Source organism: Streptomyces sp. NPDC005803 (assembly GCF_040630435.1).
Lineage (GTDB): Bacteria > Actinomycetota > Actinomycetes > Streptomycetales > Streptomycetaceae > Streptomyces.
The window spans coordinates 72,552-86,555 of record NZ_JBEXXO010000006.1; the positions used below are offsets into that span (position 1 = coordinate 72,552).

Consider the following 14,004-nt stretch of genomic DNA (forward strand, 5'->3'; position numbering starts at 1 on the left):
CCCCCAGGCAGAGCGAGACTCGTTCTGACACACGACTCCCCGCCCCAGGCGGGGCAAGAAGGGCCCCGGTCTCGCGCCCGGGGCCCTTCGATTCGCTGGAGCCGCACAAGTACAAGGAGTGCCCCTCGTGCACAGCCGCGCGTTTCCCTGGATGGCCCGCCTCACAGACGAGGAGGCCTACGAGTTCATCGGCGAGGTGATCCAGGCCGCTCAGGCGGCCGGGACTCACACCGGCTTCCTCCGCTTCTTGGACGAGCGGGTCGCCGTATGGGCCGCCACCACCGAGGCGCTGGCCCAACAGGGCATCAGCGAATGATGACGGCCCCGTCCTGGGCCATCCGTCCGTTCCACGGGAGGTTGGACGAGTCGAGCTGACTGGCCGTTCCACTCCACGCGGGAATCATGGACCAGCCATTTCCTGGGTCCTGCAAATACTGCTGCTCGTAGAGAGTTTACGGGTTAGCAACCGTCATCATGCACCGATCCGGGAATAGGTCGCTGAACCCGACGTTGACGTAGGCCGTGGCGTTCTCTGACTGCTGTGCCGCCGTCGCGATCGAGGCGACGTTTCCCTTGTTGGCATTGTCCTTGTTCCAACTGTCTGCGCACCCCCGAACGGCCTCGTCAGCTCCGTTCGTGAGGCCCTCGGAGGTGGAGGCCTCTACGCGCTCCTCGCCCCCTTGAGCTGCCGTGATGACTCCGCATGCGCCAACCGCGACGACGGCACCGACGGCGATGACGGCGACCCTCTTCCGCTTGGACCACATGCTCCAGAAGCCGGGCCTCTTCGGCGGATTGGAGGGAAGCGGAGGGATGCCCGGAGGGCTCGTGAACGACATACCGAGAAGGCTAGGGAGAGACACTCTAGGAATTCCTGAGTTCTCACAGACGAGGGGTATATCCGGTAGAACTCAGCCCCCGGTTAGCGCCGAGCGACGCTGACCCGCAAACCATTTCCAACCGTGCCCGCCCCACAGCGTTCATGTATCCGCCTCAGCTTTCGTCGTCCCACTCGAAGTCGTCGTCTGTAATCTCTTCGAACTCCTCGTACTCCCCCTTGGGCATGATCACCGGCTCAGGGTCCCAGTGCCGGTACTCCCAGCGCGCCTGAGTGGTGACCTGCTCAATGCTGTCGGTCGGCATCTGCTCGCGAGCTGCCTCGATAGCCGCTGCTACGATCTCGCGGTACGTATCGCGGATGCGGCTGTGCCGAGTCACCTTCTCGTTGACCTCGATCTCCAGCTTGATCGTCAGGATCTTCCTGGTGGCCATACGCCCCCTCCTCGTCATCGGGCGACCAGTCTGTTCGGCTGCACCAGCAGCCCGCTGGCGATCGACAGAGTTGGGCCCGCGAAACTCTCAAGTAGATGTTCTACAAAGAATTTGTGGTGAGCGACCTTCAGCGCATGGAAATCTTCGACTGCCTCGCCGTGGTCGCCCGGCCCCTCCACGATTTCGGTGATGAGTTCATGTCCGACGAGGCGACCGCCGCCGTCGGTCTGCGGGCCGGGTTCTCCCCGGGGCGCGGCTTCTACTGCCGCGGACGGTTCGGAGTCCTCGGCGAGGCACCGGTCCCGGTGGTCCAAGCGGCCCAGGGCTTTCTCGGCCCTCACCTGGTCACCGCGGGCTGGCGGGCCGGTCAGGCGGTGATGCCGGCGGAGGAAGCGGCTGCCTGCTACGCGCAGGCCGTCCGGGCGTGGGGGCGCGCCCACATCGCCGCCGATGTCGACGTGGAGCACTTCAACCGTTTGGCCCAGCAGTTGATCGACGCCGCCGACGGCGGCGCACTGCCTCTGTTCGCCGGCTGGCGCGCGCTGCCCTGCGGGGGTGACGACCCGGTCGGGGCGGCCATGCAGCGTATCCACGTACTGCGGGAGCACCGGGGCGCCTGCCATCTGGCGGCGGTGCGCGCGTGTGGGCTGAGCGCCCGAGCGGCGATGGTGCTCAACCTGGGTGCCGAGCAGGCGACCCACTACGGCTGGCAGGGCCCGCATCCCGATACCGGGGGCCTGCTCCCCCGGTATCGGCGTGCCGAGCGGCTCACCGATGAACTGCAGGCCCCGCTGTACGCCACCCTGACCGACCGGCAGCGAACCGAGTTCGCGCGGCTGGTCGCGGCGTTGACCGCGTCCGGCACCCACGAACGGACCACGTCGACCGCCCCCGGCACCCACGAACGGACCACCACTTCCGCGCACGCTCAGCCCGTGGGAGCAGGCGTCCCGCCAGGTGGGCAGACCGCCGCCGACCGCTTGGGTACGGCATGATCGCGGCCATGCTGATCACTCATGAGGGTTGTTCGCCGACGGTCCACCCCACGGCTTATGTCGCCCCGACCGCCACGCTGTGCGGAAACGTGCGGGTGGGAGCCGGATGCCGGGTGCTGTTCGGCGCGGTGCTCACCGCCGAGGGCGGGCCGGTGGAGTTGGGCGAGGAGAGCATCGTGATGGAGAACGCGGTGCTGCGGGGCACGCGACGGGATCCGCTGATTGTGGGACGGCACGTGCTGGTGGGGCCCGCCTCGTACCTGACCGGCTGCCGGGTGGAGGACGAGGTCTTCCTGGCCACCGGCAGCCGCGTCTTCAACGGAGCGAGGATCGGGACCCGTTCGGAGGTGCGCATCAACGGGATCGTGCATCTGCGCACCGTGCTGCCCGCCGACTCGACGGTGCCGATCGGCTGGGTCGCCGTCGGGGACCCCGTGCGCATCCTTCCGCCGGAGGACCACGACGGGATCTGGGCGGTGCAGAAGGACCTGGATTTCCCCGGGTACGTCTTCGGCCTGAACCGTCCGGCCGACGGAGAGAGTCTGATGCCGGCCCTCTCCGAACGGTTCGGCCGCGCCCTCGGCCGCCACAGCGACGACCGACAGATCTGAGTGGCCGCCGACCCAGCCCCTGTCCACCGCTCCCCCTCAAGGGGGCGCGCGTCAAGGGATCGCCGTCAGACATCCGCCCTCGGGACGCTTTCGTTCCAGGTACGGGAGAAGACCCTGCGGCCGTCCTCGTAGCCGTCCAGGGTGGCGTCGACATGGAACGCGGTCTCGTCCGACGTCAGGAGGGTGCGGGTCTCCACCCGGACGTCCCACGCGGAACGCCGGAACCGCATGGTCCAGGCCGACTCGCCCCTCACCGAACCGAAATCGTCGGCGACGCAGGTGTACTTCTCGCAGGCCCGCAGCCCCACTTCGATCCCGTTCTCCTCGTACCTCTGCAGTCCTCGGTCCTTCACGATGTCGAGCGAGGAGTGGTAGTCGACCAGGTTCCTGGTGACGGTCCACGCCTGTTCGGGCTCGGTCAGCTGGGTGACCTCGGGCGGTTCGCACCCTTCGGGCGCGCCGAAGGGCGTCGAGGACCCTTCGTCCGGGTTCTCGGCGGGCCGGACCGGCAGCGTGAGGTGGCTGCCGGCCTCGTGCACGCTCAGTTGGGCGGGCGAGGGCGCGGGCCAGACCAGGGGCCAGTACGAGGTGGAGACCGACAGCCGCACGCGGTGCCCGGCAGAGAATGCCTGGGCGACTCCGTTGAGGGGGATGCGCACGCGATGGCTCTCGCCCGGCTCAAGGGGCTGGGGCGTGCCGTCACCTGACCGGTGGGCGAGGTCGAGCACCCCGTACGTCACCCGCGTGGCACGACCGTCGGGTGCCACGTCCGACAGACGGACGGTGATCTGCGCCGTCCGCCCGGACGAGGACACGAGCAGTTCCACCGAGGGCGCGCCAAGAATTTCGAGGCGTTCCGTCAGGGGCGGTGTTTCGAAGACCAGCGAACCGCCGTCCTCCTCACGCTGGTCGTACGGGAGATCGGGCGGTGCGTTGTACGAGGCCCACTTGCCCGCGAACTGCCCTACGGACAGGGGTGATTGGATCGTGTGGACACGCTCCGCGACGGGGTCGGTCTCCGACGGGCCGCCCGGCTCCCCCGGGCGCACGATGGTCCCGTCACGCAGCGGGTGGACCACCTCCTGGATGGAGGGCGAGGGCCAACTCGGCTCCCCCACCCAGCGGCCGGGGCGCTCCTCGTACGACGTGGACGGCGGCACGCTCTCCTGCATCCAGGCCTGGATCATGGGGCCGTCCATGACGCCGTTGTCGACGCCCTTGAGCCACCGGTCCCACCATCGCACCACCTCTTGGAGGTACCCGATGGCGGGCCCGGGTTCGCCGAGGTGGGGAAGCTTGTGGGACCAGGGTCCGATCAAACCCTTGCGCGGCACATCGACATGGCTCAGAAGGCGTGTCACGGCGTTGGAGTACCCGTCGGCCCAGCCGCTGGAGGCGAGCACGGGGCAGCGCAGGGCCTGGTAGTTCTCGCTGATCGACGCGTGGCGCCAGTAGTCGTCGCGGTGCTGGTGCCGCAGCCACTCCAGGACCCAGGGGCGGGCGCTGTCCAGGCGTTCGTGCCACATGTCGCGCCAGCGCGCGCCGACCACGGCCGGATCGGGCGGGCAGGTAGCGTAGGCGAACATCGTCCCGGCCTCGGCCAGGTTGTCGGACAGCATGGCGCCGCCGACGTAGTGCATGTCGTCCGCGTACCGGTCGTCCGTGAAGGAGGCGATGACGATGGCGCCCAGGCTCGGCGGCTGCCGGGCGGCGACCTGGAGGGCGGAGAAGGCGCCCCAGGAGATGCCCATCATGCCCGTGCTGCCGTCGCACCAGGGTTGCTCGGCGAGCCAGGCGAGCACTTCTTCCGCGTCGCGCTGTTCCCGCTCCAGGTATTCGTCCAGCAGGACGCCCTCCGATTCCCCCGTGCCCCGGAGGTCGACGCGCACGCAGGCGTAGCCGTGGCCGGCGATGTAGGGGTGGTGGATCGCGTCACGGGTGGAGGTCAGGTCGTTCTTCCGGTACGGAACGGCCTCCAGGATCGCCGGGACCGGGTCACGGGTGGAAGTGGTGGGGCGCCACACCCGCGCTGACAGCCGGACCCCGTCCGACATCGTGATGGTGACGTGGTCGTCCTTCTGGACTGTGTACGGCAGTTGATCGACATAGCGCATACCGATGGTCTGCTCCCTCCTGGTTCCGGCCCGGCTCACTTCGTCTTCTGGTCACGGCCCCCTGGAGACGTTTCGTCGAACGTGAGCCCCAGCGCCGCGACGCACTGGTCGAACTTGCTCCGCAAACCCTCCTCGTCGTCCGCGCCGGTGAAGATGTGGGCGATCTCGTAGCTGTAGCTGTCCTGCTGGGAGGTGGAGGAGAGCTTCTGCCCTTCGGCCGGCACGACGTCGATGCGTACTCCGGGTATCCGGCGCTCGATGGCGGCGAGCTCGGAGGGCGTGGGCACCTGGTGCACCGTGCCTTCGCCGAACCAGCGGTAGTACCACTTCGCGGCCATACGGTACGGGCCCTGTCCGCTGGGGGAGGCGGGGTCGAGACCGAGCGCCAGGCTGATCATCCTGTGGTGATTGGGTACGCCGTCCACGTACTCGAAGAGCTCCGCATGCGACTGGGAGTGGCGTGGGTTGATCTCCAGCAGGCTGATCGTGTCGGCCTGCGGATCGTAGAAGTACTCGATGCTGAAGGTGGCGGAGTCCATGCCTATCTGTCGCATCGTCCGCTTGCTCACCTCGTGCAGCCTCCGGATCACCGAAGGGGGAAGGGTGCTCGGGTACTGATGACGGAGGAAGCACGGAGAATTCGGGTAGTTGATCGAGTCGAGCACTCCGTAGACGGTGACTTCCCCGTCCTTCACATAGCCCTCGACGGCTACCTGAAGGCCCTTCATCGTCTCCTCGGCGAGACAGACCTGGCCTCCCACCCCCGCCATCTCCTCGGGCAGTTCGAGCAGGTCGAGCACGGCTTCGAACGGCCTCCCGACCCGGCCGATCCCCTTCCGTATGGTCTCGACCGCTTCGCGGAACTCCGTCATGTCCGAAACCCCGTAGGCCAGTTCCGACGAGTAGGCCAGGGCGGGCTTGAGCCACATGGGAAAACTCACGCCGTCGGGCGGTCGCGGGTCGTCGCTGTCGAGGTCGACCCGTCCGAAGTTCGGGTACTCGTCGATGGCCTTCTGCTGTTCCAGCCGGCTCCAGTACTTGTGTTCACACTTGACGACCGACTCCAGGCTGGTGGTGCGGGTGCCGTACTCCTGGCCCAGCATCGGGACGAGCGTGCTGACCGGGAAGTCCCAGTAGCCGACGATCGCGTCGACGGGGCCGTCGTGTGCGTCGAGGATCGCGCGGGCCCGGCTCATCAGATCCGCCACCGATACCTCCCCCTCCTGCAACTCGCCGATGCTCAGCAAGGGGTGGAACCTGTACGTTTCGGCGCCCGGGACGGCGTTCAGTGTTGGCAGGTTGGCCTCGTCGAGGCCGAGCACGAAGATGTCTCGCTGTCGGGGCACAGCGTTCTCCTTTCGGGGGATTCACGGCGCATACCCGACTCAGGAGCTCCAAACCGGCACAGCCGGACGCGCTCGACCGGCCGTCGCCAGTGCCGACGGCTACGGCCGGCGCCCTATGCCGCGGAGCCGATGGCGGAGGCGGACAGCCGGACATCCGGAGCGCCCGCTGCCACGGTCCGCTCAGGGCGGGCACCGCGGCGACCGACTTCTTCGGGCGGGAGCGGCCTTGGCATCGCAGCCTCGGGAGGACGTCCGAAGATTTAAAGGAATGGAGTCCTGATGCCGGGGCACATGACGTCTCGGAGGTTGATAACCATGGTTCCTATCATTCTGGTTCTTCTGCTCGCACTGCTTCTCTTCGGGGCCGGTTTCGCATTGAAGGCCCTGTGGTGGATCGCCGTTGTCGTGCTGGTGGTATGGCTCCTCGGCTTCCTGATCCGCCCCGCGGCAAGCGGCGGCAAGCGAGGGCGCTGGTATCGCTGGTAAGGAAAACTGAACAATCGACGGGGTGGGGCGGACCACGGCACAGTGCCGGAGTCCGCCCCACCCCGTTTGGGCGCGCTCGAAAGGCTGCGGGGAAGGCGGGGCCGCGGCAGCACGCACCGACTCCAGGGCAGGATGTGTCGACCCGCCCTTATGGATCTCAGTAATGCGTCATCCGGCCGGTCCGTTCCACGTCGGGACTTCCCCTGAGACGCAGACGCATATGGCCGTGGATGCAGGGCAGGCGACCTTTCGAGAGAGCGTCATCCCCTTTTACCGGGAGGCGCAGACATCCTCCACATCACATCGGTGGAGAGGGAAGAATCTCTACGAAGGAGCCATTCCATGAGTGACAACATCTGGGGCTACCAGCCGGCCGCCAATTACACCGCGGGAACCGACCTGATCGGCTACAAGGTCGAAGCCACCGACGGAAGCATCGGGAAGGTCGACAAGCACTCGGACGAAGTCAACTCCTCGTACCTCGTGGTGGACACAGGTGTCTGGATCTTCGGCAAGCACGTCCTGCTCCCGGCCGGCACGGTCGTCAGCGTGGAACCGGAGCAGCGGAGGATCTTCGTCGACCTGACCAGGGACCAGATCAAGCACTCCCCCGAGTTCGACAAGGACAAGCACGTGGGCGACGCCGGGTACCACGAGCAGGTCGGCGACTACTACCACAGCCACCGCCGCACCTGACTCGCACGACTCGACAGCGTGAAGGGGCCCGGCCGAAGACTCGCAGTCTTCGGCCGGGCCCCTTCACGCTTCTCGACGTTCTGCGCGCCGGCCGTCCCGCGCCGCTCGGCCAGGACGAGCATCCTCCGCGCGTGCGGGCCGGCGTCCCTGCCGGCTGCGTCCGCCCGCCCCTACTTCTTCGCCCGCAGCCGGAGACCGACTTCCTTCTCCTGGTCTCCCGACGCGGCGCCTTCCTCCTGTACTTCGAACGCGGCGCCCAGGGCCGCACAGAGCTGGTCCACTTCGACATAGCCACCTTGCACCGTGGCGGTGACCGGGGCGCCCAGCGAGGCAGGCTCGACCTGTGTCCGCTCACGCGTCGGCTCGAAGTGAGCTGTCCACACGAGTGGGCGATCGCCCTGCTGATCCTCGGCTACCGCGTCGGTGGCGCCGTCGGTGGGAAACGCCGTCCGCAATACGCCGAAGACGGTGGTGGCATCGTCCTCGGACGGTCCTGAGAGGGTCACGGTGACCATCGCGGTGACTCTCCTTTCTGGTGGGGTACTCCGGTGTCGTGTGGTTGTTCGCGGCCTCGGCGGAGCCGGCCCTGCCGCACATCTGCCGAGGGGCGCGCGTCTGAGCGCTCAAGGACCGAGCCTGCGCGCCGTGCTCGCCAGTACGGAGTCGTCTTCGGTCCGTGCCCCCGGAAGCCGGTGGCGAGCGGCTATCAGCGCCGCGTCGACATCCTGCGTCCCCGTCGACAGGCACAGCGAATACGACAGGTCGTCCATCCGTCGGCGGGCCGCCGGACTGCCGTTCTCACTGTCCAGCAGCCTCAGTGCCCGGTACTCCCTGATCAGACCGGACAGCACCACCGGATGGGCCAGCAGCATGACGGTTCTCCTTCGCCTCACGAGACACACTTCTGCGTGCACGGCTGCCCGGCATCCCGGGCTGTATGCGCAGGTTGCCGGCCTCTCCAGCCGGCCAGGCCCCCCGTTCACAGGGTCGGCCCCGCGCAGCGGCACGCACGGGCGCTCATGGACCGCTTGCCCGCCGTGCGTCGGTGAGTGTTCCGCGGCGTGAAAGGTCGTCGGCCCCATGATCCTGGGGACGGATTTCGACCGCAACAGCAGTGGGTCCGTCGGCGTAGCGCCGTCCCGGCCCTCCGCCGGCGTACGGGCCGGGAGAGCCGGGAGGGCCGGGAGAGCCGGGAGAGCCGGGAGGGCCGGGCCGAGGTCAGCCCGGCCGGGCACACGGCACGTGGGAGGGAATAGTGAGCGCCCGTCGATGTTGGTCTCACTATGACTTCTGAGACACGTGAGGCGTTCGGACAGGTCGGCATCTGGAGCGGCGCCCTGCACTCGTCGCGGACGGACGACGTGGGAAGAGCGGCGATCACGGAGGCCGTCGGCGAGCTCGAGGACCTCGGGTACGGCACGCTCTGGATCGGAGGCAGCCCCTCGGCCGAGGATGCCACCGCCGTGGTCGCCGCCACCCGGTCGATCACGGTGGCCACAGGCATCCTGAGCATCTGGGACCACCCCGCGGCGGAGGTGGCGGCCCACATCGCGACGCTCGATCCGAGCGCCCGCGAGCGCTTCGTCCTCGGCCTCGGCGTCAGCCACGGCCCGATGGTGCCGCAGTACGCGAAGCCGTACAGCGCGATGGTCGACTACCTCGACGCGCTGGACTCCGCCACCCCGCCCGTGGACTCCCGGCATCGTGTACTGGCCGCGCTCGGCCCGAAGATGCTGAAGCTGGCGACGGGCCGGGCGCGGGGCGCCCACCCCTATCTCGTCACCGTCGAGCACACGGCGGAGGCCCGCGCGGCGCTCGGCCCCGACGCTCTGCTCGCCCCGGAACTCTCCGTCGTACTCGACACGGACCTCGACCGGGCCCGCACCACGGCGCGGAACATGCTGGCGATGTACCTGCGGCTGCCCAACTACACCGACAACCTGCTGCGCCTGGGATTCGCGGAGAGCGACTTCGAGGACGGCGGAAGCGTCCGTCTCCTCGACTCCCTCTTCGCACTGGGCGATGCCGAGCGAGTGAGGGACCGGACACGGCAGTACCTCGAGGCCGGCGCCGATCACGTCGCCCTTCAGGTGCTCACCGCCGACGAGGGCGGCGCCGGTCTGCCGCGAGCCGAATGGCGCGCCCTGGCCGAGGCCTTCGGGGACGAGCTGTAGACGACGGCCCCAGGACGGGAACGGTCGCCCCCGGGGGCGTCGTCACCGCCGCCTCGCACCTCGTCTCCGAGAGGTGCGAGGCGGCGCCCGTGACCGGATGCGGCCCCTGTCCGGGCCGCTGGGAGGCCGCCGTCACCCACGACGCCCGTGCGGGCGGTGGACGGCTCGGGTTCGCCCGGCTCAGCGGATCTCGGTGACCCGGTGTTCCTGGCGTGCCGCGCAGTTGGAGTTGTCCACCGACACGTACACGTTGGCGATGTTGCCGCCCCAGCTGACGCAGTGCCCCTTGCCGTAGACGTAGGCCGGCCCCGCGTACGACGTGTAGGTGCCGGAGTCCCCCGCCCACTCGTCGGTGTCGGGCACGTAGACGTACGTGGACATGTCCTTGGCCGTGCCCGGGTTGGCGCGGATGGTGGCGACGCAGTTCTTCCCGTTCGAGGAGTTGTACGTCAGGTAGACGGTGCCCAGTGAGCCGACGGCCACCGAGTTCACGGTCTTGTAGGCGCTGCCGCAGACCCGCTGCGGTGTGACGTTGGGTGCGGCGGAGGCGGCCGTGCCGCTGACGGCCATGGCACCCACCACCAGTGCGCCCAACGCTCCGGCGACCGCGATATTACGCATGCTTCCCATATTTCCCCCATGTGTCTTCAGGAGCGGTTTGCTCCCACTTGGTGGGACCCGCGAGCGGCGGGGATGGTTGTGCCGCGCACCCCTGCGCATCGCCGCGGAGTCAGGACGTGCGCAGAAGGGCGCAGACGAAGTTCTCCTCCACGGTCCGCAGCCGCTTCAGCAGTGCGGGCTTGTTCGTCTTGTTGACCTGCGTGGTGAGGGTGAAGGTCAACGACCGCTCGCCGTCCGGGGTGGCGGCGACCAACTGCGTGTAGCCGGGGAAGTTGCCCGTGTGGCCGTATACCGCGCCGCACCGGGTGGTGTACCGGTAGATCGCCAGACCGGCCTTGTTCTCGCCCGGGCCCGCGGGTTCGGATGCCCCGTCGACCCAGTCCAGCTGTTGGCGGCGGGTCCGGTCGGAGATCAGCTTTCCGCCGGCGTAGCCGCGGACGAAGGCCGTCATGTCCTGGGGCGTCGAGATGATCCCGCCCGACGCCCACACGCCCGACGCGCTCAGCGCCTCGCTGACGTCCTCGGGCGGGTCCGGCGGGGTCACGTCGTAACCGTGCATGTACGGCTCGGGCATGCGGTATCCCTGCGGCAGGCTGGTGCTGCGCAGATCGAGCGGGCGGTACACGAGCCGGGCGAGCAGATCCTCGTAGCGACGGCCCGTGACAGCCTCCGCCATCAGTGCGACGGCGATGTTGTCGGAGTTGGAGTAGGAGTAGCGGGCCCCCGGGCGGAATCTCAGCGGCTCGGCGGCGACGAAGTCCAGCAGCCGGCGGGAGTCGAAGTGGCGGCGGGGGTCGGCGGTCAGCAGGGACACGAACTCCGGGTCATCGGTGTAGTCCGGCAGCCCGCTGGTGTGCTGCAGAAGCTGTCGCAGCGTGACGCGGTGCCAGGCACGCGGCAGCCTGGGCAGTACGTGTCCGATGGTGTCGGCGAGACGCAGCTTCCCGCGGTCGACGAGCTGGAGGGAGACCGCGCCGCTGTACGCCTTGGCCGTGCTGGCGATACGCATGTGGTCGGTCGCCTCGATCGGACGGCCGGTGCCGGTCTCGGCGACGCCTGCCCGGAGGACCTGGGTGCGGGACCCGCGGGTGAGGACGGCGATGACTCCGGGCGGTCCGCCGGGCGCGCTGGTCAGTTCGCGCAACTGCGCGCGCAGGGCGCGGTCGTGGTCGGCGGGTGCGTCGGCGGCCTGGGCCGGGGAGAGGAGCAGCCCGGCGGTGCAGGCAGCGGCCAGCAGGGCGACAAGGGGCAGGCGGACCTGCGGGGAGCCGGTAAGCAGCACGGAGGGACTCCTGAGACGTGAGCTCGGTGGAATGTCCAGCTTCGCCCGCCGCCGTGCGACCGGCGCGCGGCTCTGCTCCATCCAGCCGAGGGCCGGCCGTCGCGCGGGGTCGCCGGCCGGAGGCGGGTCCGTCGGGCCCGGTCGGTACGGCCACGCGGCCTCCCTCGGCAGACCGACGCGGTGCGCGGCCGGGGCGTTCGTTGCCGAGGGCCGAGGCGACCTGCCGGAGGCGCGGTGCGGCCGGCCCCTGACAGGCCGGTGTGTCCTGGGCCTTCGAGGTGGTGCGGGCCGGAGGCCCTCGGGTCAGGAGGGCCTCCCGCCGGACTGCCAGTGGTGCACCTCGATGGCCGCGTACCGGCCCGGGGTCAGGACGGCGCGTGCCGCGTCCGGCTCCGGCGCCCGCACCAGCGCCGCCGTGCCCAGCCAGGTCGCGCCGTCGTCGGACAGCAGCGGCCCGTAGGCGATCAGCCCGTCGCGGTCAAAGGGCAGCGCGAGGTCGGCGGCCTCGCCCGCGCCGAGGCCGATCACCAGGTACCGGTTTCCGCCGCTCGGCCCCCCGGGGAAGTCCCACATGGTGCGTCCCAGCGTGTTGCGCCACCGCCTGAGCAGCACGTCCCGGTAGACGCCGGCCTGGTAGTTCGGCTCTTCGAAGGCGAACGCGCGGGCAGCGGTGGCGTCGGGCAGATCGACGATGTGCACGCTTCCGGTGGGTGTGTCACCGTCGTCGGCGAGGGTCGGGCCGCGGGCGATCATCTCCTTCGCGTACCGGTCCATGTAGGACCAGTGTTCTTCCAGCAGCTCGTCACGCAGCGGGAGGGAGCCGGGCCGGTCGCGGTGGTAACAGAGGAACTCCATGCCCTGATGGTCACCGCGCGGAGGCAGCGGGGTCGACCGGTTTGACGAGGACGGCGCGGCGGCCGCTGTGCAACGGACGTGAGGACGTCGGGCGCGGCCGGCCCGGAAGGGGGCCCGGCCCGACGGCTGGTGACGGCGGACCGGGCGCCGAGGGGCTGGGGCCGCTCGGCGCCCGGGTCAGGAGGGCGGAGCTGTCACGCTTTGCCGAGCCAGGTCAGCGCCGCCACGACCAGCGCTTCCACGCCGGTGCTCAGCGTCGGCTCGATGACCGGCGCGAAGGCCGAGGAATGGTTGGCCGGCAGCTCGTCGATGCGTCCCGCGGTCAACGCGGCAAGCGTCGGCTCCGTCTCCAGCCCACCCCAGAACCAGAACACCGTGGGCACGCCGAGCGCTTCGCCGAACACACCCACGTCCTCGCTCGCGTTGACTTGCGGCATCGGCAGAATCCGCTGCGCGCCGAAGTGTTCGGAGAAGGCCGCCACTGTCGTGTTCGTCGCCTCCGGCTCGCTGACGAGCGCGGGCGCGGAGGCGAACCAGGTGAAGTCCGGCGGCTGCTGCGCGCCGCTCGTGCGGGACTCCCCCTCGGCGATGCGCTCGACGGCGGCGCGGACCAGGTCGCGTACCGCCGGGGTGAAGCTGCGGATGTTCACGCCCAGCTCGGCGGTGTCCGGGATGATGTTGTCCTTCGTGCCGGCCTGCAGGCGCCCCACCGTCACCACGGCGGACTCCGCCGCCGGGACCTCGCGGGCGACGATGCCCTGCAGCCGGGTGACCACGTTCGCCGCCATCAGGACCGGGTCGATCGCCGCCTCCGGCCTGGATCCGTGGCCGCCCCGGCCGTGGAGCGTGATGTTCAGCGAGTCGGCGGCCGCCATCACCGGCCCGCTGCCGTAACCGATGAAACCGGCGGGCAGGGGCCCGACGTGCTGGCCCAGGACGATCTCCGGCTTGGGGAACCGTTCGAACAGCCCGTCGTCGACCATGCCGCGGGCGCCGACCATGAGTTCCTCGGCCGGCTGGAACACCACCAGCAGCGTGCCGCTCCAGCGGTCGCGGGCCTGGGCGAGCAAGGCGGCGGCGCCGGTCAGGCAGACGGCGTGCATGTCGTGCCCGCAGGCGTGCATCACGGGCACGTCGTGTCCGTCGCCGTCGACGCCCCGTGCGGTGCTGGCGTACGGCAGCCCGGTCTTCTCCTCGACCGGCAGCGCGTCGAAGTCCGCGCGCAGCATCACCACGGGGCCGTCCCCGTTGCGCAGGACGCCCACCACGCCGGTGACGCCTACGTGCTCGACGACCTCGTCGAAACCGCCGGCGCGCAGGCGCCGCGCCAGCAGAGCCGCGGTCCGGGTCTCCTGCAGCGACAACTCCGGGTGGCGGTGCAGGTCCCGGTAGAAGTCGGCGAGGTCCTCGCGAATCTGCGGCAGCCCCTCGGTCACCGTGCTGGTCATGTCCCCTACCTCCTACGTGCCGGTTCGCGCACGGTACCTTCCGGCCAGGCGGTGCGCACGGCGGCATCTGCCGCGTCCGGGCGGGACGGGCGTCGAGGCACCGC

Annotated in this window: 16 protein-coding genes; 6 read left to right on the forward strand and 10 right to left on the reverse strand. The window is 69.6% G+C overall.

The annotated features are described in order from the left end of the window. Positions 1–127 precede the first annotated feature (127 nt). Positions 128–316: a hypothetical protein gene (locus ABZ454_RS10895; protein ID WP_359537223.1), complete on the forward strand. Its 189-nt coding sequence runs from the start codon at positions 128–130 to the stop codon at positions 314–316. Between the two features lie 136 nt (positions 317–452). Here the strand turns inward: ABZ454_RS10895 and ABZ454_RS10900 are convergent, their stop codons facing one another. Next, positions 453–839: a hypothetical protein gene (locus ABZ454_RS10900; RefSeq protein ID WP_359537224.1), complete on the reverse strand. Its 387-nt coding sequence runs from the start codon at positions 837–839 to the stop codon at positions 453–455. Between the two features lie 154 nt (positions 840–993). Further along, on the reverse strand, positions 994–1,272 hold the full coding sequence (locus ABZ454_RS10905; protein ID WP_359537225.1) for a hypothetical protein: 279 nt from the start codon (positions 1,270–1,272) through the stop codon (positions 994–996). 134 nt (positions 1,273–1,406) lie between these two features. Here ABZ454_RS10905 and ABZ454_RS10910 point away from each other — a divergent pair, with 134 nt between their 5' ends. Beyond that, positions 1,407–2,267: a hypothetical protein gene (locus ABZ454_RS10910; RefSeq protein ID WP_359537227.1), complete on the forward strand. Its 861-nt coding sequence runs from the start codon at positions 1,407–1,409 to the stop codon at positions 2,265–2,267. 8 nt (positions 2,268–2,275) lie between these two features. Further along, positions 2,276–2,878, forward strand: a complete 603-nt coding sequence (locus ABZ454_RS10915; RefSeq protein ID WP_359537229.1) for a gamma carbonic anhydrase family protein — start codon at positions 2,276–2,278, stop codon at positions 2,876–2,878. Positions 2,879–2,943: 65 nt separating this feature from the next. Here ABZ454_RS10915 and ABZ454_RS10920 read toward each other — a convergent pair whose 3' ends face one another. Together ABZ454_RS10920 and ABZ454_RS10925 are read right to left on the reverse strand one after the other, a co-directional pair. Continuing rightward, on the reverse strand, positions 2,944–4,992 hold the full coding sequence (locus ABZ454_RS10920) for a CocE/NonD family hydrolase (protein ID WP_359537231.1): 2,049 nt from the start codon (positions 4,990–4,992) through the stop codon (positions 2,944–2,946). A 35-nt stretch (positions 4,993–5,027) separates the two neighbouring features. Beyond that, positions 5,028–6,338 carry an ATP-grasp domain-containing protein gene (locus ABZ454_RS10925; protein ID WP_359537232.1) on the reverse strand — a complete coding sequence of 437 codons (1,311 nt, stop codon included), beginning with the start codon at positions 6,336–6,338 and terminating at the stop codon, positions 5,028–5,030. Positions 6,339–6,653: 315 nt separating this feature from the next. Between ABZ454_RS10925 and ABZ454_RS10930 the strand changes: the two genes are divergently transcribed. Both ABZ454_RS10930 and ABZ454_RS10935 read left to right on the forward strand, forming a co-directional pair. Then, positions 6,654–6,824, forward strand: coding sequence for a hydrophobic protein (locus tag ABZ454_RS10930; protein WP_356321831.1), 171 nt, complete (start codon positions 6,654–6,656; stop codon positions 6,822–6,824). A gap of 342 nt (positions 6,825–7,166) precedes the next feature. Then, positions 7,167–7,520 carry a PRC-barrel domain-containing protein gene (locus tag ABZ454_RS10935; protein ID WP_359537234.1) on the forward strand — a complete coding sequence of 118 codons (354 nt, stop codon included), beginning with the start codon at positions 7,167–7,169 and terminating at the stop codon, positions 7,518–7,520. A gap of 170 nt (positions 7,521–7,690) precedes the next feature. Here ABZ454_RS10935 and ABZ454_RS10940 read toward each other — a convergent pair whose 3' ends face one another. Both ABZ454_RS10940 and ABZ454_RS10945 read right to left on the reverse strand, forming a co-directional pair. Then, the gene (locus ABZ454_RS10940) at positions 7,691–8,035 is read right to left on the reverse strand and encodes a hypothetical protein (RefSeq protein ID WP_359537235.1); all 345 of its coding nucleotides are present in this window, start codon (positions 8,033–8,035) and stop codon (positions 7,691–7,693) included. 108 nt (positions 8,036–8,143) lie between these two features. Then, entirely contained in the window at positions 8,144–8,392 is a 249-nt protein-coding gene (locus tag ABZ454_RS10945; RefSeq protein WP_356325749.1) for a DUF5133 domain-containing protein, read from the reverse strand. A gap of 411 nt (positions 8,393–8,803) precedes the next feature. Between ABZ454_RS10945 and ABZ454_RS10950 the strand changes: the two genes are divergently transcribed. After that, positions 8,804–9,694 (forward strand): LLM class F420-dependent oxidoreductase, encoded by an 891-nt coding sequence (locus ABZ454_RS10950; RefSeq protein WP_359537237.1) that lies wholly within the window; start codon positions 8,804–8,806, stop codon positions 9,692–9,694. Between the two features lie 180 nt (positions 9,695–9,874). Here the strand turns inward: ABZ454_RS10950 and ABZ454_RS10955 are convergent, their stop codons facing one another. From ABZ454_RS10955 to ABZ454_RS10970, 4 genes are all read right to left on the reverse strand, one after another. Continuing rightward, complete coding sequence (locus ABZ454_RS10955; RefSeq protein WP_359537239.1) at positions 9,875–10,324, reverse strand: spore-associated protein; 450 nt, start codon at positions 10,322–10,324, stop codon at positions 9,875–9,877. A 100-nt stretch (positions 10,325–10,424) separates the two neighbouring features. Further along, the gene (locus ABZ454_RS10960; protein WP_359537241.1) at positions 10,425–11,597 is read right to left on the reverse strand and encodes a serine hydrolase domain-containing protein; all 1,173 of its coding nucleotides are present in this window, start codon (positions 11,595–11,597) and stop codon (positions 10,425–10,427) included. Positions 11,598–11,900: 303 nt separating this feature from the next. Then, complete coding sequence (locus ABZ454_RS10965; protein WP_359537243.1) at positions 11,901–12,452, reverse strand: YciI family protein; 552 nt, start codon at positions 12,450–12,452, stop codon at positions 11,901–11,903. Between the two features lie 194 nt (positions 12,453–12,646). Further along, a complete protein-coding gene (locus ABZ454_RS10970; protein ID WP_359537245.1) occupies positions 12,647–13,900 on the reverse strand; it encodes an amidohydrolase in 1,254 nt (417 codons plus the stop codon). Between the last annotated feature and the right edge of the window lie 104 nt (positions 13,901–14,004).